21 protein-coding genes are annotated in these 26,930 nt (G+C 62.6%); 16 read left to right on the top strand and 5 right to left on the bottom strand.

The genetic code is table 11. From position 1 onward, the window contains the following. Nucleotides 1-34 precede the first annotated feature (34 nt). The gene (gene miaB / locus ABDK11_RS14370; protein ID WP_346837202.1) at nt 35-1,414 is read right to left on the bottom strand and encodes a tRNA (N6-isopentenyl adenosine(37)-C2)-methylthiotransferase MiaB; all 1,380 of its coding nucleotides are present in this window, start codon (nt 1,412-1,414) and stop codon (nt 35-37) included. A 161-nt stretch (nt 1,415-1,575) separates the two neighbouring features. On the opposite strand from miaB, the gene ABDK11_RS14365 reads away from it, so the two are divergent. The 5 genes from ABDK11_RS14365 to ABDK11_RS14345 all read left to right on the top strand — a co-directional run bounded on the left by ABDK11_RS14365 (nt 1,576) and on the right by ABDK11_RS14345 (nt 7,019). Then, nucleotides 1,576-1,908 carry a DUF1820 family protein gene (locus tag ABDK11_RS14365; RefSeq protein ID WP_346837201.1) on the top strand — a complete coding sequence of 111 codons (333 nt, stop codon included), beginning with the start codon at nt 1,576-1,578 and terminating at the stop codon, nt 1,906-1,908. 388 nt (nt 1,909-2,296) lie between these two features. Next, the gene (locus ABDK11_RS14360) at nt 2,297-3,670 is read left to right on the top strand and encodes a hypothetical protein (RefSeq protein WP_346837200.1); all 1,374 of its coding nucleotides are present in this window, start codon (nt 2,297-2,299) and stop codon (nt 3,668-3,670) included. Then, entirely contained in the window at nt 3,670-4,455 is a 786-nt protein-coding gene (locus ABDK11_RS14355; RefSeq protein ID WP_346837199.1) for a hypothetical protein, read from the top strand. The genes ABDK11_RS14360 and ABDK11_RS14355 overlap by 1 nt, the downstream gene beginning before the upstream one ends. Before the next feature lie 102 nt (nt 4,456-4,557). Beyond that, a complete protein-coding gene (locus tag ABDK11_RS14350; protein ID WP_346837198.1) occupies nt 4,558-5,349 on the top strand; it encodes a UDP-2,3-diacylglucosamine diphosphatase in 792 nt (263 codons plus the stop codon). After that, complete coding sequence (locus ABDK11_RS14345) at nt 5,346-7,019, top strand: GNAT family N-acyltransferase (protein ID WP_346837197.1); 1,674 nt, start codon at nt 5,346-5,348, stop codon at nt 7,017-7,019. The genes ABDK11_RS14350 and ABDK11_RS14345 overlap by 4 nt, the downstream gene beginning before the upstream one ends. 85 nt (nt 7,020-7,104) lie before the next feature. Here ABDK11_RS14345 and ABDK11_RS14340 read toward each other — a convergent pair whose 3' ends face one another. From ABDK11_RS14340 to ABDK11_RS14330, 3 genes are all read right to left on the bottom strand, one after another. Further along, nucleotides 7,105-8,379 (bottom strand): aminotransferase class I/II-fold pyridoxal phosphate-dependent enzyme, encoded by a 1,275-nt coding sequence (locus ABDK11_RS14340; RefSeq protein ID WP_346837196.1) that lies wholly within the window; start codon nt 8,377-8,379, stop codon nt 7,105-7,107. Nucleotides 8,380-8,472: 93 nt separating this feature from the next. Beyond that, a complete protein-coding gene (locus tag ABDK11_RS14335; RefSeq protein WP_346837195.1) occupies nt 8,473-9,306 on the bottom strand; it encodes a DUF6279 family lipoprotein in 834 nt (277 codons plus the stop codon). A 153-nt stretch (nt 9,307-9,459) separates the two neighbouring features. Continuing rightward, the gene (locus ABDK11_RS14330; RefSeq protein ID WP_346837194.1) at nt 9,460-10,776 is read right to left on the bottom strand and encodes a substrate-binding domain-containing protein; all 1,317 of its coding nucleotides are present in this window, start codon (nt 10,774-10,776) and stop codon (nt 9,460-9,462) included. Between the two features lie 629 nt (nt 10,777-11,405). Here ABDK11_RS14330 and ABDK11_RS14325 point away from each other — a divergent pair. Genes ABDK11_RS14325 through ABDK11_RS14310 form a run of 4 tightly spaced genes read left to right on the top strand, consistent with a single transcriptional unit; the run spans nt 11,406 to nt 15,944 of the window. After that, nucleotides 11,406-12,365, top strand: a complete 960-nt coding sequence (locus ABDK11_RS14325) for a BadF/BadG/BcrA/BcrD ATPase family protein (protein WP_346837193.1) — start codon at nt 11,406-11,408, stop codon at nt 12,363-12,365. A 33-nt stretch (nt 12,366-12,398) separates the two neighbouring features. Continuing rightward, on the top strand, nt 12,399-13,442 hold the full coding sequence (locus tag ABDK11_RS14320) for an SIS domain-containing protein (RefSeq protein ID WP_346837192.1): 1,044 nt from the start codon (nt 12,399-12,401) through the stop codon (nt 13,440-13,442). Between the two features lie 22 nt (nt 13,443-13,464). Next, nucleotides 13,465-14,589 (top strand): N-acetylglucosamine-6-phosphate deacetylase, encoded by a 1,125-nt coding sequence (gene nagA, locus ABDK11_RS14315; RefSeq protein ID WP_346837191.1) that lies wholly within the window; start codon nt 13,465-13,467, stop codon nt 14,587-14,589. Nucleotides 14,590-14,627: 38 nt separating this feature from the next. Beyond that, entirely contained in the window at nt 14,628-15,944 is a 1,317-nt protein-coding gene (locus tag ABDK11_RS14310) for a sugar MFS transporter (RefSeq protein WP_346837190.1), read from the top strand. Nucleotides 15,945-16,103: 159 nt separating this feature from the next. Here ABDK11_RS14310 and ABDK11_RS14305 read toward each other — a convergent pair whose 3' ends face one another. After that, nucleotides 16,104-17,150 carry a LacI family DNA-binding transcriptional regulator gene (locus ABDK11_RS14305; protein ID WP_346837189.1) on the bottom strand — a complete coding sequence of 349 codons (1,047 nt, stop codon included), beginning with the start codon at nt 17,148-17,150 and terminating at the stop codon, nt 16,104-16,106. Between the two features lie 315 nt (nt 17,151-17,465). Between ABDK11_RS14305 and pgi the strand changes: the two genes are divergently transcribed. The 7 genes from pgi to pyk all read left to right on the top strand — a co-directional run bounded on the left by pgi (nt 17,466) and on the right by pyk (nt 26,619). Beyond that, nucleotides 17,466-19,130, top strand: coding sequence for a glucose-6-phosphate isomerase (pgi, locus tag ABDK11_RS14300; RefSeq protein WP_346837188.1), 1,665 nt, complete (start codon nt 17,466-17,468; stop codon nt 19,128-19,130). Between the two features lie 54 nt (nt 19,131-19,184). Next, nucleotides 19,185-21,002 carry a phosphogluconate dehydratase gene (edd, locus tag ABDK11_RS14295; RefSeq protein WP_346837187.1) on the top strand — a complete coding sequence of 606 codons (1,818 nt, stop codon included), beginning with the start codon at nt 19,185-19,187 and terminating at the stop codon, nt 21,000-21,002. A gap of 57 nt (nt 21,003-21,059) precedes the next feature. Then, complete coding sequence (zwf, locus tag ABDK11_RS14290; RefSeq protein WP_346837186.1) at nt 21,060-22,517, top strand: glucose-6-phosphate dehydrogenase; 1,458 nt, start codon at nt 21,060-21,062, stop codon at nt 22,515-22,517. Between the two features lie 82 nt (nt 22,518-22,599). After that, nucleotides 22,600-23,313 (top strand): 6-phosphogluconolactonase, encoded by a 714-nt coding sequence (gene pgl, locus ABDK11_RS14285; protein WP_346837185.1) that lies wholly within the window; start codon nt 22,600-22,602, stop codon nt 23,311-23,313. Between the two features lie 57 nt (nt 23,314-23,370). Then, complete coding sequence (locus ABDK11_RS14280; protein ID WP_346837184.1) at nt 23,371-24,003, top strand: bifunctional 4-hydroxy-2-oxoglutarate aldolase/2-dehydro-3-deoxy-phosphogluconate aldolase; 633 nt, start codon at nt 23,371-23,373, stop codon at nt 24,001-24,003. Nucleotides 24,004-24,053: 50 nt separating this feature from the next. Next, nucleotides 24,054-25,088: a type I glyceraldehyde-3-phosphate dehydrogenase gene (gap, locus tag ABDK11_RS14275; RefSeq protein ID WP_346837183.1), complete on the top strand. Its 1,035-nt coding sequence runs from the start codon at nt 24,054-24,056 to the stop codon at nt 25,086-25,088. 94 nt (nt 25,089-25,182) lie between these two features. Then, a complete protein-coding gene (gene pyk, locus ABDK11_RS14270; protein WP_346837182.1) occupies nt 25,183-26,619 on the top strand; it encodes a pyruvate kinase in 1,437 nt (478 codons plus the stop codon). Nucleotides 26,620-26,930: the final 311 nt, after the last annotated feature.

Genomic DNA, 26,930 nt, shown 5'->3' with positions numbered 1-26,930 from the left:
CGCTTAAGAAGCTCTCTTGGGAGGCGCCCCAAATTCAGTCCAGTGGTCCATCCAGCTCAGAGGCAATCAACGTGCCGCGCAGCGAGTTGGGCAGCGCTTCCTCGATCACGACATCGGCGAACTTGCCGATCAGGGCCAGTTCGTCGCAGCGGAAGTTGACCACCCGGTTGTTTTCGGTGCGGCCCTGCAGCTGGCCCGGGTCCTTCTTGGACACGCCGGTCACCAGCACCCGCTCGGTGTTGCCCACCATGCGCCGGGCGATCTCGGCCGCCTGCTGGTTGATGCGGTGCTGCAGCAGCTGCAGACGCTGTTTTTTTACCTCCATCGGGGTATCGTCCGGCAGGTCCGCGGCCGGGGTGCCCGGGCGGGCGGAGTAGATGAAACTGAACGAGATATCGAAGCCCACGTCCTGGATCAGCTTCATGGTGTCCTCGAAGTCCTTCTCGGTCTCGCCGGGGAAGCCGATGATAAAGTCGGAAGACAGGCAGATATCCGGGCGAATCCGCTTCAGGCGGCGGATCTTGGACTTGTACTCCAGCGCCGTGTGGCCGCGCTTCATCGCCATCAGCACGCGGTCGGAGCCGCTCTGCACCGGCAGGTGCAGATGGTTCACCAGTTCCGGCACCTCGGCGTAGACGTCGATCAGCGCGTCGGAGAACTCCACCGGGTGCGAGGTGGTGTAGCGGATGCGGTCGATGCCATCGATGGCGGCCACGTAGGTGATCAGCTCGGCGAAATCGACGATCTGGCCGTCGTCCCCGGGCGAGCGGTAGGCGTTGACGTTCTGGCCCAGCAGGTTGACCTCGCGCACACCCTGGTCCGCCAGGTGCGCCACTTCCTCGAGCACATCCGCCACCGGGCGGCTGACCTCTTCGCCGCGGGTGTAGGGCACCACGCAGAAGGTGCAGTACTTGGAGCAGCCTTCCATGATCGAAACGAACGCAGTGGCGCCCTCCGCCTCCGGCTGTGGCAGGCGGTCGAACTTCTCGATTTCCGGGAAGCTCACGTCCACGACTACGGCGCCGTTCTTCTGTTCTTTGGTTTCCATCATTTCCGGCAGGCGGTGGAGGGTCTGCGGGCCGAAGATCAGGTCCACGTAGGGCGCGCGCTTGGCGATGGCCTCGCCCTCCTGGCTGGCCACACAGCCACCCACGCCGATCACCAGATCGGGATTTTTTTCCTTCAGGTGCTTCCAGCGGCCCAGCTGGTGGAACAGTTTTTCCTGTGCCTTCTCGCGGATAGAACAGGTGTTGACCAACAGCACATCCGCGTCTTCGGGATCATCGGTGGGCACCATGGCGTGGGACTCGCCGAGCAGATCGCGCATACGCGCGGAGTCATACTCGTTCATCTGGCAGCCGTGGGTCTTGATATAGAGCTTTTTCACCGCGGATTTGGGCGTGGATTCGGACATAGCGCGCCTGGTTAAAAACTGGTCAGTTGAAAGGGTGGGGCATTATAGCGACCCGGCCCGGCACTGCATAGACGCGCCCGGGTGAGAGGTGCTAACCTTCCGCGCTTTTTCCAGCCCCCGGATTAGAATTGTGGTGGGGCTCCCCCTTTTTCGAGACTCATATGGCCAACCCGATCTACAAAGTCATTTTCCACAACCAGAACCAGGTGTACGAACTCTACGCCCGGGCCATATACCAGAGCGAGATGTATGGCTTTATCGAGGTGGAGGAGTTTGTGTTTGGCGAGAAGGCGCAGCTGGTGGTGGATCCCAGTGAGGAGAAGCTCAAGGGCGAGTTCGCCTCGGTAACCCGCTCCTATATCCCCATGCACAGCATCGTGCGTATCGACGAGGTGGAGAAAGAGGGCACCGGCAAGATTGTGGAAGTAAAGGGCGACAAAGTGACCCAGTTTCCGTATAGCGCGCCCATGCGCCCGCCACACGACGGCGAGTAATCCTTCGGCGGCGGCATCCGTCCGCCGTATCCTTCCCTGTCGCCAGTCGCATTCTGGCGCTGAATTGTTCGCCTTTTTCCCTCGGTCAATTATTTGTCTGCTACGGCGCCGCTGGCGCCGGCAACGCTTTGTCGCATCGGCAACGGCGCGCCGGCGCACCGGCTATTCTCAAAGGTAAGGAATTTCATTTCGCTCATCCGGCGGTAAACGGAGTTGCTGCCGCCGGCCACCAGTCGGCACCTGTTTGCACATGGGCGCCGCCTGTTGTAGGTCGATAGGAGCCTTTGGAATAGCAGTAATTCCACGCGATGGCCTGTTATTCCAACGGCGACAGTCGAATAGATCAGGGTCGTTCTATTGGACTGCCGGGTAGTTAACAGGTGAAGTTATGACTGCAATACCGGCAATCAAGGCCGCTATCTCTGCGCTCAAAATCGAGCAGCGCGTCGAGCGCGATGTGAAATCGGGGATTCCCGAGATCGATCGGGACAGCCACACCGAGAGCGAGGAAAGCCTGCGCTCCTATGTCGTGCGGGAAATCGTCGGCAAGGTGCACAGCGACCGCCAGGCGCAGCTCGACGAGCAGGTGGCGGCGCGCAACGAAGTCGGCCTGCGCCAGCTGTATCTGGATATCTGCAATGCCGAGCAGCATGTGCGCAAAACCATTGCCAGCCGCTTCGCGATTCTGGCCCAGGAGCTGAAGCGCAACGCGCGGGAACTGGCTGCGGTGCGCACCGACCTGGAGATCTTTCGCCACAAAAATGGCCTTACCCGCGAGGCGGATTTTCGTGAGTCGCGTATCTTTCACTACGCGGTGATCTTTTTCATCGTTATTTTCGAGACCGCCCTCAATTCCTTTTTCCTGTCCAAGGGCAGCGAGCTGGGGCTCGCCGGCGGCTTTCTGCAGGCGCTGATCATCTCGCTGGTCAACCTCGGGCTGGCCGCCTTCGCCGCCTTCGCGCTGCGCAACAGTTTTCACCGCAACCCGCTGCGCAAATTGTTGTCGGTCACCGCGTTTGCCGGCATCGCCGCTTTCGCCACCGCCTTCGTCTTCGGTGTCGGCCACTACCGCGAGGCGCTGGAAATGAACCCGCAGCTGGCCTCCAAACTGGCGGTGCTGAACCTGTGGGGCGACCCGGCCGGCATTCACGATTTCAACGCCTGGATCATGGTAATCGTGAGTGCCATCGCGCTGGTTCTGCTGACGCTGAAATTTTTCGCTGTCGACGACCGCTATCCGGGCTATACGGCCATTACCCGCCGGGTGCGCGAACTGCAGGGGCGTTGGGCAGACGGCTGCGAGGCGGCCATCGAGGAATTCAATCAGCTCGCCGAAGCGGAACAGCGGGTGCTGGCGGACAAGGAAAAGGCGATCCGAGCACAGTTTATCGGTTTCAAATCCAGTATCGAGCGCAGCGAGGAAATTCACAGCCACTACGAGGAAGATATCGTCAAGGCCCAGGGCCTGCTCGACGAGCTGATCCTCTATTACCAGTCCCACGCGGCGCGCATGATGAACCGGCGTGCGGCCTATTTCGGCAAGCTGCTGCGCTTTGAACTGGACAAGCTGCCGCGGCTCAATACCACCGGCCTGGAACAGCACAAGCGCGATCTGGCGGCTTTCGAGCAGGTACTGCAGGAACTCGACGGCGTTTACGCCACTGCTGTGGAGGAGATCGGTGCGCGCTGCGAGGCCGTGCAGCGGGAGCTGGCCGAGCTGGTCGGCAGTATCGAGCGGGACCACGGTTTGAGCGGATTGTGATGAAGACCTATCGCCGCGGCCTTTCGCCCGAGGACAAAAAGGGCATTGTCATTTTCGCTGCCGGGGCGGCGTTGCTGATCACCCTGTTGTGTTTTGTACTGTGGGTGATCCGCTCGCCGGAAAAGCAGTACGACAAGCACACCCTGTGCAATGAATCCCTGCCCCGCCACGCCCAGCAGTTACTGATTATCGATGTGTCGGACGCGCTGTCGGCGCACCAGCGCCACTTCCTGCGCCGGCACATCTCCGGCCTGCTGACCTCGGCAAAGGAGAACGACCGCTTCTCGATCTTCGTGCTCGACGATCATTACAACGGCCTCTCCGATCCGGTGATTGACCTGTGCAAACCGCGCTCGGCCGAGGATGTCAGTAGCCTTACCGCCAACCGCACCTTCGTCGAGGATCTCTACCGCGAGCGCTTCGAACAACCGCTGGAGGCGGCCATCGCGCGGGCGGTAAATGGTCACGCGCAGCCGGTGTCGCCGATTTACGAGGCGCTGTCGGATGTGGCCTCGCTGGACCGGATAGACCCGCGCGCCGAGGATGTGAGCCTGACGATCGTCAGCGACATGATCCAGAATTCCCGCGCCGGTTCGGTATTCAGCAGCGGCCCGGCGGCGATCGAGAAGTTGCCGCCGATCGACCTGCGCCGCGCGCGCACCACGGTGTTCTGGCTCGACCGGGCAAAGTACCGTCGGTACCAGACCGACGCGCTGGCGAGCAGCTGGGAGAACTATCTCGGCAGCGTGTCCAGATTCGAGCAGCTCGAGCGGGTCAGGGACTAGTCCCGCCCGCGCAGCACGCTGCAACAGAAGCTTCAAAAAACGGCCGCCTTTCTGTAAGAAAACTGCGGCAGCATTCCCCAGAGCCAACTTGGGGATGCCGCTATGAGCAACCGCTACCGCGCACTGTGGATATCCGATGTACACCTGGGCAGCAGGGACAGCGAGCCGCAACGCCTGGCCGACTTCCTCGCCCAGAACCGCGCCGATACCGTCTACCTGGTCGGTGATATCTTCGATATGAAAGCGCTGGCCCAGGGCAAGGGCAGCTGGTGCCGCGACTCCTCCCTGCTGATGGGGATGCTGGCAGAACTGAGCAGCGAGACCCCGCAAGTGGTCTATATCCCCGGCAACCACGACGCGCCGATGCGCAGCTGGGCCGGCAAGCGGCTCGGCAATATCCGCGTGGAGCGCGACTGGGTGCACACCGCCGAAGACGGCAGGCGCTACTGGGTCACCCACGGCGACCAGTTCGAGCACGAAATCAATATCCATCCCCTCAGTTACCACATCGGCGACCAGAGCTACTACCTGATGCTGCGCCTGAACCGCTGGATCAATTACTGGCGCGGACGCTTTGACAAGCCCTGGTGGTCACTGGCCAACCATGTCAAAAACCGTGTGCACGCGGCCAGACGCATGATGAACAACTTCGAGCAGATTGCCACGCGCGAGACCCGGCGCCGCGGTCTAGATGGTGTCATCTGCGGCCACATCCACCGCGCCGCACTGCGCCACAACAAACTCGACGGGCGCGCGGTGACTTACGCCAACTGCGGCGACTGGGTCGATTCGATGACCGCTGTAGTGGAACAGCACGGTGGCAGCCTCGATCTGCTGCACTGGCACCGGGCACCCAAAATCGCCAGCATAATGACCGAAGCGGTAGCCGCATGATTCAACTGGAAAACCTGTTACAGAAAAACGACTGGTACAGCGCCGCGCCGCAAAAACCGACGCGCAAGCTGGTGTCCGCCACCCTGAAGAAAATCTGCTGCGAACAGCAGCTGCTGGAATTCGGCCGGCGCTATCCGCACCTCGGCGGCCTCGACTTTATCCGCCAGGTCTTCGCCTTCTTTGAGTTCCGCTACGACCTGAACCCGCTGGAACTGGAGCGCATTCCGCGCAGCGGTCCGCTGGTGATTGTCTCCAACCACCCACTGGGCAGCCTCGACGGCCTGGCACTGATCGATATGGTGGCGCGGGTGCGCCGCGATGTGCGTGCGGTGGCAAGCCAGCTGTTGTGGAATATCGAACCGCTGCGCCCGTATCTGCTGCCGGTGGATAACTTCAACGGCCGCACCCGCCGCGGAGACCTGGAGGGCATCTATCAACACCTGCATGACGGTGGTGCCATCATCGTTTTTCCGGCCGGCGAAGTGTCGCGCCTGACGCCGCAGGGAGTGCGCGACGGCCGCTGGAATCCCGGCTTTACCCGCTTTGCGGAAAAGGCCAATGCGCCGATCCTGCCGGTGCAGGTACGCGGGCGCAATTCCTGGTGGTTTTACGGTCTGTCGATGGTCAACAAACCGCTGTCGACGCTGTGGCTGATCCGCGAGATGTTCAAGCAGGCCCGGCGCGGTATCGATATCCGCATCGGCAACCCGGTGGAAGCCGAACACTTCCGTCAATGGCCACTGGCTGCGCGCGCCCAGGCGGCACTGTGGCGCAAGCACGTATACCGCCTGCACAAGTCGCCGCGCCCGCTGGGGCCGGAACCCATCGCTGCGGCAGAACCGGTGGAAGAGGTCGCGCGGGTGATCGACAGCTGCGATAGCCTGATCGAACAGGGGGAGTTCTCGGTCGTGCTCTACCGGCAGCGGCCCGACTGCCCGGTGATGCGCGAACTGTCGCGCATCCGCGAAATCGCGTTTCGCGCGGTGGGCGAGGGCACTGGTCAGAGCCGCGACTGGGATGCCTTCGATGCCCACTACGATCACCTGCTGTTGTGGCATGGCGAGCGCCGGCAGATCGCCGGCGCCTACCGGTTGGCGAAGACCGAGGGCCTGGCGCCGGAGCAGATCTACAGCAGCACCCTGTTCAACTACCCGCGTCCGCCGCAGCAGTGCCTGCCGGGTTCGGCAGAACTGGGGCGCAGCTTCCTGCTGCCGGAGTACTGGCGCAGTCGCGGCCTCGACCTGCTGTGGTGCGGTATCGGTCAGTGGATCGCGCGCAACCGGGTGCGCTACCTGTTCGGCCCGGTGTCGATGCCGGGCAACTTTTCTGCGCGCGCGAAGTCCGCCATCGTGCGCTACTTCCTGCACCACTTCGCCACCGACAACCCCCTCGGCGATGCGCGCCTGCCGTTTGCCGAAGCGCGCGACGATCTGCCCGCGCTGGCCGGCGACGCCGCTGCGGATATGGTGCAGTTGAAGCAGGTTCTGAAAGAGGAGGGAGTAATGCTGCCGCCGCTATTCAAGAAGTACACCGCGGTGACCCGGCCCGGCGGTACCAGCTTTCACGCGTTCAATGTGGATCCGGATTTCTGCGATTCGGTCGACGGCTTGGTGGTGGTGGATCTGGAACGCGTGGATGCGAAGTTCGCCCGGCGCTATCTCGGCGGTTGAATGGTACCGGGCGCGGGCCTGTGCGAATTGGCAATAAAAAAGAGCGGCCGCTGGCCGCTCTTTTTTTGCCCGGCAATGACGGGAACTACAGCGTTTCCAGCTGCTTGCGCACCGTGGCCAGTTTCACACACAGCACAAACACCGACATGGCGGTGTCCAGCTCTTCCAGCGGCGGGAAGCTCGGCGCGATACGGATATTGCGGTCTTCCGGATCCTTGCCGTAGGGGAAGGTGGCACCGGCCGGAGTCAACTTGACGCCGGCTTCCGCGGCCAGGCGGATCACTTCCGCCGCGCAGCCGGCGCGGGTATCGAAGGAAACAAAGTAACCGCCCCTGGGCGTGGCCCATGTGCCCAGATCGGATTCGCCAAACGCCGTTTCCAGATGATCGCTCACGCACGCGAACTTGGGTTTGAGGATTCGTGCGTGTTTTTGCATATGCTCCCTGAGCATCGTGAACTCGGCAAACAAGCGCGAGTGGCGCAGCTGGTTCACCTTGTCCGGGCCGATGGTCATCGCCTGCATCTGCCGGCGCAGTGAGGCCAGGTTGGCGGGGCTGGCGCTGACGAAGGCGACGCCGGCGCCGGCGTGGGTGACCTTGGAAGTGGAGGCGAACTGAATCACCGAGTCGGCGGTGTCGTTTTCCAGCGTGGCCGCGCGGATGCCGGGCAGGTTGACCTGTTGCTCCAGGTCGTGAATCGCGTAGGCGTTATCCCAGAAGATGCGGAATCCCGGATTGGCGACCTGGCCCAGGCGCGCCAGTCGGTCGACCGTCTCTTTGCCGTAGGTAACGCCGGTGGGGTTGGAGAACTTGGGCACACACCAGATGCCGATAATATCGCTGTCGTCGCGCACCAGCGCCTCGGCCGCGTCCATGTCCGGGCCCTGCTCGGTCATCGGCACATTGACCATGCCGATACCCAGTTGCTCACAGATGCTGAAATGGCGGTCGTAGCCCGGTACCGGGCACAGGAATTTGGGGCTCTGCAGTTCGCGCCAGGGCGTGTTGCCGGCAAAGCCGAACAGGTAGCCGGTCAGCACGGCGTGGTACATCAGCGTGAGGGAACTGTTGCCGCCCGCGATGACCTCGTCACTGGGTACCTGCAGAATGTCCGCGCCCAGTTCGCGCGCACAGGTCAGGCCGTCGAGGCCACCGTAGTTGCGGGTGTCGGTGCCGTCTGCCGCGCGGTAATCGCCGTTCAGGATGCCGTCCAGACCGTCCGCCAGATGCAGCTGATCGGCGGATGGCTTGCCGCGGGTGATATCCAGGTTCAGCTGGTGCTGGCAGATGCGCTGGTACTGCGCAGACAATTCCTTTTCCCACTCTTGCAACTGGTCGCGTGTGGCGGAGTCGATAAGCACGGTGTTTCCTCGGTTGGCCAATGGAAGCGGCGAGCTTAGCAGCCGCGGGCGGGGCGCGTCATCCGCGCTGCGCTGGAAAAGCACGGCGGCCGGTTATTGGCGTGACAGTTCGTCAAAATCGTCGGCGTATTCGCGCAGCGTGGCTACCAGGTGGCGGCGTTGGTCGGCGGTGGTGGTGGTATAGAGGCGTTGGCCCAGTGCGCGAGCGCGCGCGCGGCGCTGTTGTTGCCGGCCGCGGTAGTTGTCGTCCCACAGCTGCTCGGGGCGCAGCAACAGGCTGCGCAGCTTGTCCAGATAGCCTGCGGGTTTGTGCCGCAGCAGCTCGAGCACGCGCGCCTGCCACAGTTGCCGCTGCCGGTCGCGCTGCACCGGGTTGTTGGCCATCTGCTCGACCCAGCCAGTGATCAGCGCTTCCTGTTCGTCGGTCAGCGAGCCGAGCCAGCGCTCACTCTGTTTGCGAATTTTTTTGCCGCGGCGCCGGCGCACCTTGTCCGGTGAGTCGCGCCATTCCTCCAGGGATTCGCGGCGCTTTTCCTGCAGATGTTGGGCCAGCTCGTCGATCTGTTGTGGGCGCAGCTGTGCCGCCAGCGGCAGTGTCAGGTCGAGCAGTTGGGCACTGGCGGTATCTGCGAACGCCGTTACACGGGTTTCCAGTGTGCGCATATCCAGCGCCTGTCCGCTTTCCACGCGGGTCGCCAGGGTGCGCAGAAATTCCGCGTAGCGGGGCAGCTGGGTCTGGCGGTGCCAGCGGTGGAAACTGTCCAGCGCACCTTTCAGCTGGCGCTGCTGGGCGCTGTCGAGGTCGACGTAGTCGTCCAGTTGCCAGCGCATCCAGCGGTCGAGCTGGTTGTACGCGAACTGCACACTGGAGCAGCCTGCCAGCAGCAGGGCCAGCAGCAACAAGCATTGCAGCGGGCGAATTGTCACGTGCCGATCCCCGCGGACCATACAGTCTTCCCGGGCGGCCGGGGCCACCGCTTGTTGACGTAGAGGTATCACCGTTATGCCGGCAATGAAACAGACGGATCCCCATCGCAGTTCCTTGCCTGGTTAATCAAGCATAGCCGTGGCGGGCGGGGGTCAGTTTATCCATACCTCCACGCGGCTGTTCTTGACCGGCGCGTGCTCGCGGTTTCCGGTGAGCGGGGCAAAGGCACCGAGGGCGAGAATCCTGCTGTTACCGAGCTGGTGATCGCGCAACAGCGCGCCCTGCACCTTGAGGGCACGGAAGCGGGAGATCTGGTCGGCGATATTGCGGTTGTTTTTGTGATCGGAAAAGCCCACCAGGGTCAGGTTCAGTGGCCGCTCCGATGCCTCCATGTAGTGCTGCAGACGATGCAGGTCCTCGAGGGCGCGATTATCCAGCTCGGTGCTGCCGTCGGCGAAGCGGAACGAGATGCTGAGGCGCTCACCGCTTTCCATCAGCTGGCGGTAGGCTGCAGGGGCGTTGGGGTAGGGCGGCATTTTCAGCGTGACGGGAGTGAGGTTGATGAAGCCGGCGCTGGCCACGATTTCCTGGCCGGCGGGCGACTCGGCGTAGCGCAGGAAATCGTCCACACGCGGGTTGAAGCTGCCGGGGTTGCGGTACAGGTACAGGCGCCGTGTGAGCGGGAAGTCCTCGGTGGCGATAATGCCGCGATCCGGCACCACCGCAGCCAGGTTGCCGGCCTTGATCGCGATCTTGCTGATACCGCTGGCCTCGGCGAACGGCAGGTAGCCGATGGCGCCGCGCCACTTCTGCACCAGAGAGTGGGTCTCGGCATTGCCGGATACGACCCGCACCGTAGCGGCGGGTGCGCCGCCACTGGCGAACACCTCGCGGTCGAACGTGGCGCGGGTACCGGACTGGGTATCCCGCTGCAGCGGGCGGATCGGCAGGTTGGGACCGCCCAGTTCGCGCCAATTGCGAATTTCGCCGCGGTAGATTTGCCCGAGCTGGTCGATCGTGAGCTGGCCCACCGGGTTACTGGGGTGCACGGCGATCACCAGGGCATCGAGGCCGATCACATGTTCCGCGTCGGCACCGGCCATGTTGCCAAAGCGTGACAGGCGCTGGATTTCCGTCGCCTTGATACGGCGCGAGGCCATGCCGATATCGGCACTGCCGTGGTCGAGGGCGTTGAAACCGGTGCTCGAACCGAGCGCGACGATGGGAACTTCGACCCGCTGGCCGGACAGTCGCGCGCTGATCCAGTGGCGCTCGCCCTGACTGCGCTGCGTAATCTCTGTGGCGTCGAGGCTGCGCAGATAGCCTTTGACCAGCATCGGCGCCAGTTCCGCGCCGATGGTATTCGAGCCGGTGAGGCGTAACAGCGTCTGAGTGTCGGTGTTTTCCTCTGTCTGCTGCGCCCGCAGCGGCGCACTCAACAGCTGGCCGCACACTAGTGCTGCCAGCATGGCGCATCTGGCCAAGGACCCCATAATCTGCTCCCTCTCGGTGACTTCAATCCGTGTCGAAGCCGGTCTCCATTGACTGCCGCCGCGCACCGCAAAAACCCGTTCCCGCGCTGGCGGGAGCAGGGTGGTGCCCGTTGATCGTGTGTTATTTACGTGCGGCAGGCCCCGTTTCTGGCGTGCGCTTTATCGCAAAAAAGTATGACGCCAATATTGCAAGGCCGGGACATTACCACACTGACAGCAGTCGGTGCCTGCGCTTGTGTCGGACTGGGTGGCCGCGCGCGGTGCCGGCACGGTCACCATCGCTTCGGCAGGGGACTGGTTCCCGTTTGCGGGTATCTCCAAAGGGGGGCTGGTACCGCGGGCCCCAACCTCTATACTGCAGGGAAACGCGACCAAAGCGCCTGGATGCCGCTGTAAATGGCGGTGGCGGAGTGGTTTAGCCGCGAGATGGGCTGCCGATTGGCGATTTTTTTTAAAAATAGGGATGACAACGCTGTCATTTCTCCTGTAGTATTTCTCCCATATTGGCTCAGGCGCCTCCGTGCGCCGGCCGCGCTTCCGGGGGGATTGCGCTGGGAAGCCCGCTGAAGACACATAACAATACAAGATCTTAGAGGCCGGTACAGATGGTTGCTTTGAGAGACAGGGACACCCTTTATATAGGTATCGACGGCGGCGGCAGCAAATGCCGCGCCTCTATTGTCGATGCCGACAATTACGTCCTGGGTACCGGCGTCGCCGGTCCGGCCAATCCTCTGCACGGATATGCCCAGACGATCGATTCCATCGCGCGCTCTGCCGCGCTCGCGCTTGCCGATGCCAGGTTGTCGCCGGAGATTCTCGGCGATCTGGTGGCCGGCGTCGGCCTGGCCGGCGTCAATATGCCGCGTCTCTACAACGAGATGGCCTCCTGGGCGCACCCCTTCAAGAAAATGTACCTGACCACCGACCAGCACTCCGCCTGTCTCGGCGCCCATCGCGGCGGTGACGGCGCGGTCATCATTGCCGGTACCGGGTCTGTCGGTTATGCCTGGGTCAACGGCAAGAGCACCCTGCTGGGTGGCCATGGCTTCCCCCATGGCGACAAGGGTAGCGGTGCCTGGATGGGCATGGAGGCGGTCAAGTACCTGCTGATGGCCCTCGACGGCCTGGCACCGGAATCCCGCCTCAAGGGCGAGCTGCTGAAGGCGCTTGACGCCAGTGACGCCAACGAAGTGTTTGAAAAAATCGGTGGCAAATCGTCCAGCCACTACGCGCGCCTGGCGGTACCGGTGATTGAGTGTGCCGAGGCCAACGATGCGGTGGCGGTGGCCATCGTGCGCGACGGTGCGTCCTATATCAGTGATCTGGCGGGCAAGCTGCTGGAACTGCGGCCGCCGCGCCTGTCGATGATCGGCGGCCTGGCGCCGCGCTTGCGCCAGTGGCTGGCCCCCCAAGTGGTGGAGCGGCTGGCGGAGCCGCAGGATGCGCCGGAAATCGGCTGTGTCTACTTTGCCCGCCAGTGCCTGGCCAAAGAGGCCCGCGATGAGGCCCGCGATGCCAAGTCCGTCCCCGAAAGCGCCGGGAGCAAGGCGCTGTACGGATAACCCGATTGATTACCGACCGAATTTAGGATGCTTATGACCGCAGTAACTTCCGCCGAGGCAACACAGGTAGACAGCGCCATGGCCACTACAGTGATGGAAAGCGAGGCCCGCGAAGCGCCGGATCGCATCGCTGAGCAACTGCAGAACAACGCCGCCGCGATGGCTGCGCTGGGCGCCCGCCTGCGCAGCCAGCCGCCCAAATTTGTCATGATTGTCGGTCGCGGTTCCTCCGACCACGCCGGCGTCTTTGCCAAGTACCTGATCGAGATCGAAACCGGTACGCCCACCTTTGCCGCGGCGCCGTCGGTATCCAGTGTCTACGGCCGCAAGCTCAAGCTCGATGGCGCGCTGGTGATCGTGATTTCCCAGTCGGGCCGCAGCCCCGACATTCTTGCCCAGGCGCGCATGGCGAAAGAGGCAGGTGCCTATACGGTGGCGCTGGTCAACGACGAGTCGGCGCCGATCGGAGAGATCGTCGACGAACTGCTGCCGTTGAAGGCCGGTCCGGAAAAGGCCGTGGCGGCGACCAAGAGCTATCTGGCCACCCTGTCTGCGGTGCTGCAGCTGGTGGCCAACTGGACTGAAGACAGCGCGCTGCTCGAGGCGGTGGACGCCTTGCCACAGACCCTGCGCGAAGCGGTGGACTCCGATACCCAGCTGCGCCCGGAAGATCTGGCAGCGGTGAGCAACCTGGTGGTGCTGGGGCGCGGCCCCGGTTACGGCATCACCCGCGAGCTGGCGTTGAAGTTGAAGGAAGTCTGCAACATCCACGCGGAGTCCTTCTCCAGTGCCGAGTTCCTGCATGGCCCGGTTACCCTGGTGGAGCAGAAGCTGACCGTGGTCAACGTGCCGATCGAGGACGAATCCTATCAGGCGCACAGCGAGCAGATTGCCGACATCATCCGCCGCGGCGGGACCCTGGTGAATCTGCACGTGCCGAGTAAGGGCGTGCACCCGCGCGTGGCGCCGCTGGCGCTGTTGCAGCGTTTCTATATCGATGTGGCCCACGTCGCGATCAGCCGCGGTATCAACCCGGATGAGCCGGCGGGCCTGAAGAAAGTGACCCAGACCGTTTGACGGCAGGCAGGAGCTGACAGTGGTGCGCACCCTGATTGCGGAACAGCTTTTCGACGGCGAGCAGTTTCACCGCGAAACCGCACTCGCCATCGGCGACGACGGGCGCATCGCCTCCATCGGTGGCCCCGCCCCCGCGGGTGCGGAACGCGTCGATGGCCTGCTGGCGCCGGGCCTGGTGGATGTGCAGGTCAATGGCGGCGGTGGTGCGCTGTTCAACAATGACCCCAGTGTCAATGCGCTGGGCAAAATGAGTGCGGCGCACGCGCGCTATGGCACCACCGGTTTTCTGCCCACGCTGATCACCGACCGGGTGGACGTGATGCAGCGCGCCGCCGACGCGGTCGCCGCGGCGCTGCGCGAAGGTGTGCCCGGCGTAATCGGTGTGCATTTCGAGGGGCCGCATCTGAGCGTGCCCAAGAAGGGCACCCATGAAGAACAGTTTATCCGCGCGCTGACCGACGAGGAGCTGGCGATTTATGCCCGCGACGACCTCGGGGTCAAGGTCGTTACCCTGGCACCGGAAAATGTGGCGCTGGACGATATCCGCACTCTGGTTTCGATGGGGGTGAGGGTGTGCCTCGGGCATTCCAATGCCGATGGCGCTACCGCCGCTGCGGCCGTGGCCGCCGGGGCGACAGGGTTTACCCACCTGTACAACGCCATGTCGCCGCTGCATTCGCGCGAACCGGGCATGGTGGGCACGGCACTGATCAGCGACGGCGCCTGGTGCGGGCTGATAGCCGATGGCCACCATGTGTGTGCCGAGGCCCTCACGCTGGCCCTGAAGGCCAAGCCGCGTGGCAAGATCATGCTGGTGACGGATGCGATGTCGCTGGTGGGCAGCGACGAGACCAGTTTCCCGCTGTTCGATCGGGTGGTGACCCGTCAGGGCGACAGGCTCACCTCGACGACCGGCGAACTGGCCGGTTCGCACCTGGATATGATTTCCGCAGTGCGCAATATCCGCGACTGGTGTGGGGTGGAACTGGCGGAGGCGCTGCGCATGGCATCGCTCTACCCGGCGCAGTTCCTGGGCGCGCCGGCGGGCCGTATCGACACCGGTGTCGCGGCCGACCTGATTTTACTGGACGAGAAATTACAGGTGCAGAAAACCTGGATAGGTGGCAGGGAAGTTTTTTCCCAATAGATTGGCAAGAAATCACATAACGATAAAAAGGTGCTCCTATGAATACCGCAGTAGCAACGCAGAGTGAGTCGAGAGGCAGCCTGTTGCCGATGGCAATTGTCGGCATGCTGTTTTTTATATTCGGTTTCGTGACCTGGCTGAATGGTTCACTGATTCCATTTCTGAAAATTCTGTGCGACCTGAGTGACTTTCAGGCGCTGTTTGTGACGTTTGCGTTCTACATCTCGTATACCGTGATGGCACTGCCGATGGCCGCCATCCTGCGCCGCACCGGCTACCGCGATGGCATGGCCATCGGTCTCGGCATCATGGCGGTGGCGGCGCTGATTTATATTCCGGCGGCGCAGACTGGCAACTACGCCATTTTCCTGCTCGCGCAGTTCGGTCTCGGCGCGGGCCTGACTATTCTGCAAACCGCTTCCAACCCCTATGTGGTCAAGGTGGGTCCGGCGGAGAGTGCCGCCATGCGCATCAGCATCATGGGCCTGATCAACAAGAGTGCCGGGGTGCTCGCTCCTATTGTGTTTACCGCACTGGTTTTATCCGGTCTGACGGATTTCCACGCCGAGGGCATCGCCAAGCTGGGCGAAGCCGAACGCGCCACGCGCCTGAGTGAAGTAGCCAACCGCCTGGTGATGCCCTACATCTACATGGCGGTGATGCTGGCGGCCCTGGTGGCGCTGGTGAAGTTCTCCGGCCTGCCTGAAATCGACGAAGATGCCGGTGTCGACAGCGAAAGCAAATCCGGCATCTGGCAGTTTCCGCAAGCGGTACTGGGCGCGGTAGCGCTGTTCACTTACGTCGGTGTCGAGGTGATTGCCGGGGATACCATCGGGCTATACGGTTCCAAACTCGGGGTGGCGAATTTCGCCTCGCTGACGTCTTACACCATGGTGTTTATGGTGATCGGCTATGTGATCGGTGTGGTGGGGATTCCGCGTTTTATCAGCCAGCAGACCGCTCTGCTGGGTTCGGCACTCGCCGGTGGCCTGTGTGTGTTGGGTGTGGTGTTTTCCTCGGAAAGCAGTACCGCGATCTCCACTGCGCTGTGGGGCTGGAGCGGCATCCCGGTGATTCCCGATGCGGTGACTTTTGTCGCGCTGATGGGCCTGGCGCACGCGCTGGTGTGGCCGGCAGTGTGGCCGCTGGCGCTGGAAGGTCTGGGTAAATACACCGCCCAGGGCTCGGCACTGCTGATTATGGGGATTGCCGGTGGCGCGGTTATTCCGCTGGCGTTCGGGCATATCAGTGATATCGCCGGAAGCACCCAGTTGGGCTATTGGGTCGCGCTGCCCTGCTATCTATTTATCCTCTTCTACGCGCTGAAAGGTCACAAGATGCGCAGCTGGAAGTAAGGCACTCAGTTTTCGTTTGTAATGTTGTTTTCTCTTTGGTTCTCGTCATCTTGGCCCTCCGTGTGAGGGCTTTTTTTTGCCTGCCAAATACGCACGGGCGAACGGCTTCCACGCGCCTCGCGGGTAGCTTCCGGCTACCCGGTTTCGCTGCCGGCTAATTTAGTCCGGCGCCGGCCCGCTCGAATCCCGTACCACCAGCTCCGGGGTAAAGGTGCGCACAATACCCGCTTCCTTGCTCGCGGTGGCGCTCTCGGCGGCGCCCTTGCCGCGGGCCTTGCTCAGCAGTAGCGCGGCGGCGCACTTGGCGATTTCGTTATTGGGCTGGTGGGCGGTGGTCAGCTTGGGCCAGGTCTGGCGCGAGAAGGGACTGTCCTCAAAGCCGACGATGGACAGCTGCGCCGGTATCTCGATATTCATCAGGCGCGCAGCAAACAGGGCGCCGGCGGCCATTTCGTCGTTGCTGGCGAAAATCGCGCTGGGCGGGTTGGGAGACTGCAGCAGCTTCTTGGCCCCCTGGACGCCGGAATCGAATGAGTATTCGCCTTTCAGGATCAGGTTTTCGTCCACGGGTATCCCGGCGTTCTCCAGCGCTTCGCGGTAGCCGTGCAGGCGGCCGTGGGTGGACACGTGCTCTTCGCCGCCGCAGAGGAAGCCGATACGCCGGTGTCCCTGCTGCAGCAGGTGCTGGGTCAGGTCCACCGCGGCGGCGCTGTCGTCTACCTGGATGCAGTTGTCTTCGTCGTCGAGGGCCGCCTCGCTGGAGACGATGCGCACATAGTCGACACCGAGAGATTTGATCGTATCGATTACCGACTGGGTCTCGGAGAAGGGGGGCGTCAGTACCAGGCCCGCGATCTTCGAGTGTTCCACCAGGTTGCGCAATTCCTCGTGCACATTGGCGGATTTGGCGTTGCTCGGGTGGATCAGCAGCTCGTAGCCGCGCGCCTTGCAGGCGGCGAGGATGCCGTTCTGCATGTCGATCACGTAGTAGGCGTTCGGGTTGTCATAAATGAATGCGATGGTGTACGAGCGGGTGCCGGCCAGGTTGCGGGCAGCGAGATTGGGCTGGTAATTGAGCGCCTCTACCGCCTCCAGCACTTTCTTCCTGGTGGCCGGGCGCACCGACGGTTCGTTGTTGATAACCCGGGATACGGTCTTGATCGATACGCCGGCGCGCGCGGCAACATCGTTAATGGTGACTTTCATGTGAGGCGCTTGTCCTTGTTATGGGCCCCCACGCTGCAGGGGGCTATCGGCCAAACGGGGATTTTACCAGCAAACACGGTGGGAATTCCCGCCCGGTGGCGGCGCGGGTAATGGCGCCATCTGAAGGGGTGCCATCCCGGCCCACGCTTTTTGAAACCCGGCTACAAATAGCATTGACAGGGCGGTGTGCCTGTGTGAATCTCACGATCGAATGACAGCGTTGTCATTTGTGTGCAAGGCGCAGCCCGACAACGCGACAACAACAATAAATGGTGCCGACGCACCCGCGCGGCGCCCGCATCCAAGGGGGCTTTTATGCAACTCACCCAACTCGCCAGCTGGCGCAAACTCGATAGTCTGGCGCAGCAGATGCGCACCCGGCATCTGCGTGACCTGTTCGCTGCGGATCCGCAGCGCGGCCGCCGCCTGTCGCTTGAGCTGCCGGAATTCCTGTTCGATTACTCGAAAAACCTGGTCGATGACGAGGTTCTTGTAAATTTATTACAGCTGGCGCGGGACGCCGATCTGGAGGGCTGGCGGGCGCAGATGTTCGCCGGGGCGCCGATCAATCGCACCGAAGGGCGGCCGGTTCTGCACGTTGCGCTGCGCGGGGCGCTGCCGGAATCCGTGCCGATGCAGGGGGCGCCGGTAGAAGCACTGGTGGAAAGTGAGCTGGAGCGCTTGAAAGGGTTTGTAAATTTACTACATAATGGCGGCGTGACAGGATGCACCGGTAAAAAGATCACTGATGTGGTCAATCTCGGCGTTGGTGGTTCCCATTTGGGGCCGCAGATGGTCATCGAGGCGCTGCGGGCGCACCGCTGCGGCGACGTCCGCATTCACTTCGTGTCCAATGTGGACGGGGCGCAGCTGGCCGATGTGCTGGCGCCGCTGGATACCGAGACGACCCTGTTTGTGGTGTCCTCGAAGACGTTTACCACCACCGAGACCATGACCAATGCCCGCAGTGCTCTGCGCTGGCTGGGCGGCCTGGGATCGACAGAGGAGCTGTTGCGCCGGCACTTTGTCGCCGTCACCGCAAACTCGGACAAAGCGCGCGCTTTCGGTGTCGAGCCGCAGCGCGTTTTTCAGTTCTGGGACTGGGTCGGCGGGCGCTACTCGCTGTGGTCAGCGATCGGTCTGCCGATTGCGATTGCCATCGGTTTCGACGGTTTCCGCGCGCTGCTCGACGGTGCGGCGTCGATGGACCGCCACTTCCGCGAGGCGCCGCTGGAACAGAATGCGCCGGTGCTGATGGGGCTGTTGAGCCTGTGGTACTGCACATTTATGGGATACCCGGCACACGCGGTGCTGCCCTACGACCAGGCCCTGCACATGCTGCCGGCCTACCTGCAGCAGGCGGATATGGAGAGCAACGGCAAATCTACCACCAGGGCAGGGGAGGAGGTTGGCTACGCAACCGGGCCCTTAATATGGGGGATGCTCGGCATCAACGGCCAGCATGCCTTTTACCAGTACCTGCACCAGAGTCCCGAGGTGGTGCCGGCGGACTTCATCGGCAGCGTCGCTCCGGGGCACGATCTGCCCGGCCATCACGAAATACTGCTGGCCAACATGCTGGCGCAGAGCCAGGCGCTGATGAACGGTGTCAGTCGCGAACAGGTGGAAGTCGAGCTGACCGGCAAGGGCCTGAGCAAAGAAAAAATAGAAGCGCTGGCCCCGTACAAGGTGCACCGCGGAAATAAACCGAGCAACACCATTCTGTTGCGCACGCTGGATCCCCGCACGCTGGGCGCTTTGATCGCCCTGTACGAGCACAAAATTTTTGTGCAGGGTGTGATCCTGCAAATTTATTCTTTTGACCAGTGGGGAGTGGAACTGGGCAAAGGGCTGGCCGCGGCGCTACAACCTCAGTTGGAGAGTGGCGAAGTGAGCGGACAGGACGCCTCCACCGCCCGACTGATCGAATACTGCCGTCAGGCCACTGCCGGCGCAGAGGCGCCGCTGGCCACCGGCTAATGTGGACGCGGCCGGAGGCGGTCGCCGGGTAACGAATCAATAAACGGAAAGGTTATGGTACACAGCAAGGTTCAAGCAGTTACCGAGCGCATTATCGAGCGCAGTGTCGATACGCGTGCGCAATATCTGGCGCAGATCGAGCGCGCCCGCATCGAGGGGCGCGCCAGCAGTCACCTGTCGTGCGGCAACCTGGCCCACGCCATTGCCGCCTCCAGCGATGAAGACAAGAAACTGATCGCCAGCGGCCGCGGCCCCAATCTGGGCATCGTTACCGCTTACAACGACATGCTGTCGGCGCACCAGCCCTACGGCACCTACCCGCAGCTGCTGAAAGACGCGGCGTCGCGCAATGGCGCCACCGCACAGGTCGCCGGTGGTGTACCGGCCATGTGCGACGGCGTGACCCAGGGCCGCGCAGGCATGGAGCTGAGCCTGTTCTCCCGCGATGTGATTGCCATGTCCACCGCTATTGCGCTGTCCCACGATGTCTTCGAGGGCGCGCTCTACCTGGGTATCTGCGACAAGATCGTGCCCGGGCTGGTGATCGGCGCGCTGGCATTTGGCCACCTGCCGGCGATGTTCGTGCCGGCGGGCCCGATGCCCACCGGCCTCGCCAACGCGGAAAAGGTGCGGGTGCGCCAGCTCTACGCCGAGGGCAAGGTGGGACGCAAGGAGCTGCTGGAGGCCGAGAGCGCTTCCTATCACAGCCCCGGCACCTGCACCTTCTACGGTACTGCCAACAGCAACCAGATGCTGGTGGAAATCATGGGCCTGCAGCTGCCCGGCAGCTCGTTCGTTAACCCGGGCACGGATCTGCGCAACGCCCTCAACGACGCGGCGGTGAAGCAGCTGGTACAGATCACCGAGCCCAGCCTGCACACGCCGATTGCCAAGATTCTCAGCGAGAAGACCTTCGTCAACGGCATTGTCGGTCTGCTCGCCACCGGCGGCTCCACCAACCACACACTGCATCTGGTGGCCATGGCGCGCGCCGCCGGTATCCAGCTGACCTGGCAGGATATGGCGGACCTGTCGGAAGTGGTGCCGCTGTTGTGCCATGTCTACCCGAACGGCACCGCCGATATCAATCAGTTCGCTGCCGCCGGCGGCATGCAGTACCTGATTCGCGAACTGCTCGGCGCCGGCCTGCTGCACGATGATGTGCACACGGTACTCGGCAACTCCGGCCTCAAACCCTACTGCCACGATCCGTTCCTGGACGATGACAAGACCGGCGTGGTCTGGCGCCCGACGGTCGAGGAGAGCGGCAACCCGGACATTATCCGTCCGGCCAGCGACCCTTTCTCCAGTCACGGCGGCCTGCAGTTGCTGGACGGCAACCTGGGCAAGAGCGTGATCAAGGTGTCTGCCCTGAAACCCGAGCACCTGCATGTAAAGGCACCGGCGGTGGTCTTCAACAGCCAGGACGAGGTGCTGGAGCGGTTCAAGGCCGGCGAGCTGGAAAAAGACTTTATCGCGGTGGTGCGGTTCCAGGGGCCGCAGGCGATCGGTATGCCGGAACTGCACAAACTGACGCCCACCCTCGGCGTGCTGCAGGATCGCGGCTTCAAGGTGGCGTTGGTCACTGACGGGCGTATGTCCGGCGCGTCGGGCAAGGTGCCGGCGGCGATTCATATGGCTCCCGAGGCAGTGGACGGCGGCAATATTGCCAAGGTGCGCGATGGTGACCTCATCGAACTCGATTCGAATGCCGGCGTACTGCGCGTACATGTTGACGACGCCGAACTGGCGGCGCGCGAACCGGCCCACTGCGACCTGACGGAGAGCGGCCGCGGTATGGGGCGCGAACTGTTCGCCAATATGCGCGCGCTGGCCAGCGGTGCCGAGAGCGGTGCCAGCATATTATTTTAATGTTGTGGTGTGCCCGCGCGGTGCACCAGAACGCAGGAAAAATCGTAGAGCAAATTTATGAGCAACCCTTTTGACATGGTGTTATTCGGCGGCGGCGGTGACCTTGCGCTGCGCAAGCTGATACCGGCGCTCTACCGCGCCTATAAGGAAGGCAGTCTCGCCGAGGGGTGTCGGATCCTGCCCGTATGCCGCCGCCAGGAAGATGCGGATGGCTATCTGCACACCGCCCAGCAGGCGCTCAAGACACACTTGCGCGACGGCGAGTACAGCGAGGAAATCTGGCAGGAGTTCAGTCCGCTGCTGCGCGCTGTGGGCCTGGATATCGCCAGGCCCGACGAACAGTGGGACCAGCTCGCGGATATCCTCGGCAACGACATCGAGCGCGTGCGCATCTTTTATCTGGCGATTCCGCCGGCAGTGTTTGGCCCCTGCTGCGAAAACCTGTCCCTGAAGGGATTGATCCACGAAAACTCGCGCGTGGTGGTGGAAAAGCCCCTGGGCTACAACGCCCAGACCTCCGACGAGATCAACAGCAAGATCGCCACCTACTTCCCGGAAAATAATATTTTCCGCATCGATCACTACCTGGGTAAGGAAACTGTCCAGAACCTGCTGGCGCTGCGCTTCAGCAATGTGCTGTTCGAGCACCTGTGGGATGCCCAGACCATCGATCATATCCAGATCAGTATTTCCGAGACAGTTGGCCTCGAGGGTCGCGCGGGCTTCTACGACGAGACCGGCGCACTGCGCGACATGGTGCAGAACCACCTGCTGCAACTGCTGTGCCTGATTGCGATGGAATCCCCCAACAGCATGTCCTCGAAAAATATCCGCGCCGAGAAAATCAAGGTGCTGGAGGCGCTGCGACCGCTGATGGGCGAGGGCGTAGATGACAACATTGTGCGCGGCCAGTACGTCGCCGGTGGCCTCGACACCCAGCTGGTGCCCGGTTACCTCGAGGAGCTGGATGCGGCCACCAGCAGTACAGAGACGTTTGTCGCCATCCGCGCGCACATCGACAACTGGCGCTGGGCCGGAGTGCCTTTTTATCTGCGCACTGGCAAACGTATGGAGAAGCGTTGCGCCGAGATCGTGATCCAGTACAAGAACGTGTCGCACCGGGTGTACGAACCGTCAGCGGGTGAAGTGTTGCCCAACCGCCTGGTGATCCGCCTGCAACCGGAAGAGAGCATCAAGCTGGTACTGATGGCGAAAAAGATGGACAGCCTGGCCATGGAGCTGCAACCGGCGGAGCTGAACCTGACGCTGTCCGACACCTACGACAGCTTCAAGAGTGATGCCTACAAGCGCCTGATGCTGGATGCGGCGGCCAACAATTCCGCGCTGTTTATCCACCGCGATGAAGTGGCGGCCGCCTGGGCCTGGGTCGATCCGATCATCGAGCACTGGCGCGATACCGGCAACCAGCCGCAACTGTACCGCGCCGGTAGCTGGGGGCCGCAGGCCGCCGCAGAACTGCTGGCGCGCGATGGCCGCCACTGGTTTAACCCTTAAATTGTTGCACAGGGCCATCCGTGGCCTTGTTTAACCCGGGTTTGCAGGCCCATTGACAGGACCAACGACCGAGTCGACTTCCATGATGGTAGAAGAAAAGTTTTATTCCGATCGCGAGCGCCTGGTTCAGGCGCTGACCCACGACTGCGCCGCGGCGCTGCAGCGCGGCATCAAAGAGCAGGGGCAGGCGAGCTTCCTGGTATCCGGCGGCAGCACGCCGGAGCCGGTATACCGCGAGCTGTCCAGGCGCCCGCTGCCGTGGTCGCAGATCAATGTCGCGCTGGTGGATGAGCGCTGGGTAGACCGCGATGCCAGTGGCAGTAACCAGGCGTTTATCGAAAACAGCCTGCTGCAGAACTATGCCGCCGAAGCACCGTTTCTGGGCATGAAAACGCCCCATGGCACCGCTGCCGAGGGCCAAGCGGACTGCGAGCGCGCCTACGGCGAGCTGCCGCGCCCGTTCGATGTCTGTGTGCTGGGCATGGGCAGTGACGGTCACACCGCGTCGCTGTTCCCGCACGCCGACGGCCTGGCCGCGGCCCTCGATCCGAAAGGGACGCAATTGTGCCGCGCGATTACTGCACAGCAGAGCGACGTGACCGGCACTCATACCGAACGCATGACCCTGACGCTGGCAGCGATCCTGCAGGCGCGGGATATCAAGCTGCTGATTACCGGCGAGGAAAAGCTGCGTGTCTACCGCGAGGCGTTGCTGGGCAGTGACGAACTGGAGATGCCGGTGCGCAGCATTCTGAAACAGGGCCTCAATTCGGTCTCCGTCTACTGGGCGCCCTGACCAATGGTCGACGGTGCGCCGCGCGCGCCGCGCAATCAAGGAAACTGGAATTTAACGATGCAAAAAAATCTTGCCGAAGTACTGCAACAGGCTGGAGTAGTCCCGGTACTGGTGATCGACAAGGTCGAGGACGCACTGCCGCTGGCGCAAGCGCTGGTGGAGGGCGGTTTGAATGTACTGGAAATTACCCTGCGCACTTCCTCCGCGCTGGCCGCGGTGGCGGAAATTGCCAAGCACCTGCCGGACGCCCACGTCGGTACCGGCACGGTGTTGAGCGAGGATGACCTGCGCCGCTCGATCGATGCCGGCGCCAGCTTTATGGTCAGCCCCGGCGCCACTGAGCAGCTGCTGGATGCGGCGGACAAGGTCGAGGTACCACTGTTGCCCGGCGCCGCCAGCCCCTCGGAAGTCATGCGTCTGCTGGAGCGTGGCTACCGCTACCAGAAGTTCTTCCCGGCCGAGGCTGCCGGCGGCGTGCCAATGCTGAAGTCACTCGGTGGCCCGCTGTCCCAGGTGCAGTTCTGCCCCACTGGTGGTATCGGCCCGGGCAATGCCGCCGAATACCTGGCGCTGGGCAATGTCGTGTGTGTCGGTGGCTCCTGGATGGCTGCACCGAAACTGGTACAGGAAAAAGACTGGGCTGAAATCACCCGCCAGGCAAAAGAAGCGCGCGCGCTGAAACCCGCTTGACGTGCAGCACCCAACGGCATGGAACAACTTTAAAAATAGAGGCTAGTGAGATGAAGATTAAGATTGCCATCAACGGCTACGGCCGCATCGGCCGCAATGTGACCCGCGCTATTTACGAGTCGGGCTACGGCGACCGCGTACAGCTGGTTGCGATCAACGACCTGGCGCCGGTGGAGTCCAATGCACACCTGACCCGTTTCGATACCGTGCACGGCCGCTTCAACACCGAAGTCGCGGTCGATGGCGACGCGCTGGTGATCGGTGGTGACCGCGTACAGGTCTGCCAGGAGCGCGACCCGGCCAAACTGCCGTGGGCAGAGTTGGGTGTGGATCTGGTGCTGGAATGCACCGGTCTGTTCACCGACAAGGCTGCCGCCTCCAAGCACCTCGAGGCCGGCGCCAAGGCTGTGCTGATCAGCGCGCCGTCCAAGGACGCCGATCTGACCGTGGTTTACGGTGTGAATGACGACAAGCTGACCGCAGACCACAAGGTGGTGTCCAACGCCTCCTGCACCACCAACTGTCTGTCGCCGGTGGCCAAGGCGTTGCACCGCGAGTTGGGCATCGAGCGCGGTTTCATGACCACCGTGCACGCCTACACCAACGACCAGAACACCCAGGACGCGGTGCACAAGGACATCTACCGCGCCCGCGCCGCTGCCGATAACATGATCCCCACCAAGACAGGCGCCGCCGCCGCCGTGGGCCTGGTATTGCCGGAGCTCAAAGGGCTGCTGGACGGCATGGCCGTGCGTGTGCCGGTCAATAATGTTTCCCTGGTGGACTGCCAGTTTATCGCCAAGCGCGAGACCACGGTGGAAGAAGTGAACGCGATCATGCGCGCGGCTGCCGAAGCCAGCGGCGGTGTCCTGACGTGCTGCGAGCAGCCCCTGGTATCGTCCGATTTCAATCACACCACCGCTTCCAGCCACTTCGATGCCAACCACACCCGTGTGAACGGCAATCTGGTCAAGGTCATGGCCTGGTACGACAACGAGTGGGGCTTCTCCCACCGTATGCTGGATACCAGCCTGGCCATGGCGGAAGCATTGCAACTGGAGGCGCAGGTCGCAGAAACTGCCTGATCGCGCGTTTCCGCTCTCCCCGTAGAAGGGGAGAGACCCGGGGGAGAGGGGTAACCTCTCCCGGTTTTTCCCAATACAAGCCAGACTAGACCCTATGATTCGCCACACCAAAATCGTCGCCACCCTCGGCCCCGGCACCGACAAACCCCGCGTTATCGAGGAAATGGTGCGCGCGGGCGTCAATATCGTGCGCCTGAACTTTTCCCACGGCAGTGCCGAGGATCACCGCCGCCGCGTCGACGAAGTGCGCCGCGCAGCCGCCGCACAGGACAAGCTGGTCGCGGTGCTCGGCGATCTGCAGGGACCGAAAATCCGCATTGCCCGCTTCGCCAGCGGCAGCGTGTGGCTGGAGAACAACAGCGAGTTCGCCCTGGACCTGGATTGCCCTGCCGACGGCGGCGACGAGCACCGGGTCAATGTCGACTACCCGAGCCTGATCAGCGACTGCAAAGCCGGTGATATCCTGCTGCTGGACGACGGCAAGGTCCGCCTCGAAGTCACCGGCACTACACCGCAGAAGTTGTTTTGCCGTGTACTGCAGGGGGGCAAGCTGTCCAACAACAAGGGCATCAACCTGCTCGGCGGCGGTTTGTCCGCGCCGGCGCTGACGGAAAAGGACTACCGGGACATCAAGCTGGCGGCAGAGCTGGACGTGGACTTTCTCGCGGTGAGTTTCCCGCGCTGTGCCGAGGATCTGGAAACCGCGCGTCGCGCAATGCAGGAAGCGGGCAGCGAGGCCGCTATTGTCGCCAAAGTGGAGCGTGCCGAAGCCGTTGGCAACGACGAGCAGATGGACAACCTGATTCTGGCCGCCGACGCCATCATGGTGGCGCGCGGTGATCTCGGTGTCGAGATTGGCGATCCGGCCCTGATCGGCGTACAGAAAAAACTGATCAACCGCGCCAACGCCCTGAACCGCGGCGTGATCACCGCCACCCAGATGATGGAGTCGATGATCACCAGTCCCACACCGACCCGCGCCGAGGTCATGGACGTGGCCAACGCCGTGCTCGACGGTACCGATGCGGTCATGCTGTCGGCGGAAACCGCCGCCGGTGACTTTCCGGTGGCCGCCGTGGAGTCCATGGCCGAAGTCATCGTCGGCGCGGAGCAGTACCTGGGTAGCGTGCCGCGCCCGGCGGCAGACCAGAGTGCGGCCAACCGCATCGACACGGTGATTGCCCAGTCGGCCATCGACGTGGCTGCGCGCCTGGAAAACCTGTGCGCCATCGCCGCGCTGACCGAATCCGGCCGCACCCCGCGCATCATGTCCCGCGCCACCACACAGCTGCCGATTTACGCGCTCACCCGCCACCCGCGGATCGCGCGCCAGCTGGTACTGCTGCGCGGTGTGGAACCGGTGGATTTCGATCCCGCCTCGGTACCCCTGGGCCACCTGACCGACGCCATCATCGAAGTGCTGAGCTCCCGCCTGGAGCTGAATAAAGGCCAGCGCGTGCTAATAACCCAGGGCGAGCGCCTCAATATGGGCGGTCACACCAGCTCCATGCGCATCAAAGAGATCGAATAACGCCCGCCTGTGTCTGTTCCAGTGTCGCCGAGCGGCACTGGAACAGACGTTCTAAACCGCCTCTATTCTCCACCAGGTATCAAATGCTAAACCCGTTGCTGTGGCTGCAATGGAGTGTTACGTTGATATGTCTTTCCTGACTTTTTAATTGGCTTTCGTCAGAGTCTTTTGAATTAGCCTAAATTATTGTTTTAAAAGGTTTTTTTGAAAAACTGTTGCTATATGGGCACAAAGGGCGCGCCGGATGGCGCTCCTGCAGCGGTAAATGCCCGGCGTAGCGGTAGCTTTTTATTTTTTTTCTGTGTATTGTC

Origin of the sequence: Microbulbifer sp. SAOS-129_SWC (genome assembly GCF_039696035.1) — a bacterium.
Lineage (GTDB): Bacteria > Pseudomonadota > Gammaproteobacteria > Pseudomonadales > Cellvibrionaceae > Microbulbifer.
Note: the sequence above shows the minus strand (reverse complement) of the source record. Positions and strands in the feature narration are given on the sequence as shown.

Bases quoted from the DNA above. Each gene is read 5' to 3' on its own strand.
- ABDK11_RS14305 (WP_346837189.1), bottom strand. From the start codon at position 17,150: ATGAAAGTCACCATTAACGATGTTGCCGCGCGCGCCGGCGTATCGATC.
- pgi (WP_346837188.1), top strand. From the start codon at position 17,466: ATGCAACTCACCCAACTCGCCAGCTGGCGCAAACTCGATAGTCTGGCG.
- pyk (WP_346837182.1), top strand. From the start codon at position 25,183: ATGATTCGCCACACCAAAATCGTCGCCACCCTCGGCCCCGGCACCGAC.
- ABDK11_RS14320 (WP_346837192.1), top strand. From the start codon at position 12,399: ATGACCGCAGTAACTTCCGCCGAGGCAACACAGGTAGACAGCGCCATG.
- ABDK11_RS14330 (WP_346837194.1), bottom strand. From the start codon at position 10,776: ATGCTGGCAGCACTAGTGTGCGGCCAGCTGTTGAGTGCGCCGCTGCGG.
- ABDK11_RS14280 (WP_346837184.1), top strand. From the start codon at position 23,371: ATGCAAAAAAATCTTGCCGAAGTACTGCAACAGGCTGGAGTAGTCCCG.
- pgl (WP_346837185.1), top strand. From the start codon at position 22,600: ATGATGGTAGAAGAAAAGTTTTATTCCGATCGCGAGCGCCTGGTTCAG.
- zwf (WP_346837186.1), top strand. From the start codon at position 21,060: ATGAGCAACCCTTTTGACATGGTGTTATTCGGCGGCGGCGGTGACCTT.
- ABDK11_RS14360 (WP_346837200.1), top strand. From the start codon at position 2,297: ATGACTGCAATACCGGCAATCAAGGCCGCTATCTCTGCGCTCAAAATC.
- gap (WP_346837183.1), top strand. From the start codon at position 24,054: ATGAAGATTAAGATTGCCATCAACGGCTACGGCCGCATCGGCCGCAAT.
- miaB (WP_346837202.1), bottom strand. From the start codon at position 1,414: ATGTCCGAATCCACGCCCAAATCCGCGGTGAAAAAGCTCTATATCAAG.
- ABDK11_RS14345 (WP_346837197.1), top strand. From the start codon at position 5,346: ATGATTCAACTGGAAAACCTGTTACAGAAAAACGACTGGTACAGCGCC.
- ABDK11_RS14350 (WP_346837198.1), top strand. From the start codon at position 4,558: ATGAGCAACCGCTACCGCGCACTGTGGATATCCGATGTACACCTGGGC.
- ABDK11_RS14310 (WP_346837190.1), top strand. From the start codon at position 14,628: ATGAATACCGCAGTAGCAACGCAGAGTGAGTCGAGAGGCAGCCTGTTG.
- ABDK11_RS14355 (WP_346837199.1), top strand. From the start codon at position 3,670: ATGAAGACCTATCGCCGCGGCCTTTCGCCCGAGGACAAAAAGGGCATT.
- edd (WP_346837187.1), top strand. From the start codon at position 19,185: ATGGTACACAGCAAGGTTCAAGCAGTTACCGAGCGCATTATCGAGCGC.
- ABDK11_RS14365 (WP_346837201.1), top strand. From the start codon at position 1,576: ATGGCCAACCCGATCTACAAAGTCATTTTCCACAACCAGAACCAGGTG.
- ABDK11_RS14325 (WP_346837193.1), top strand. From the start codon at position 11,406: ATGGTTGCTTTGAGAGACAGGGACACCCTTTATATAGGTATCGACGGC.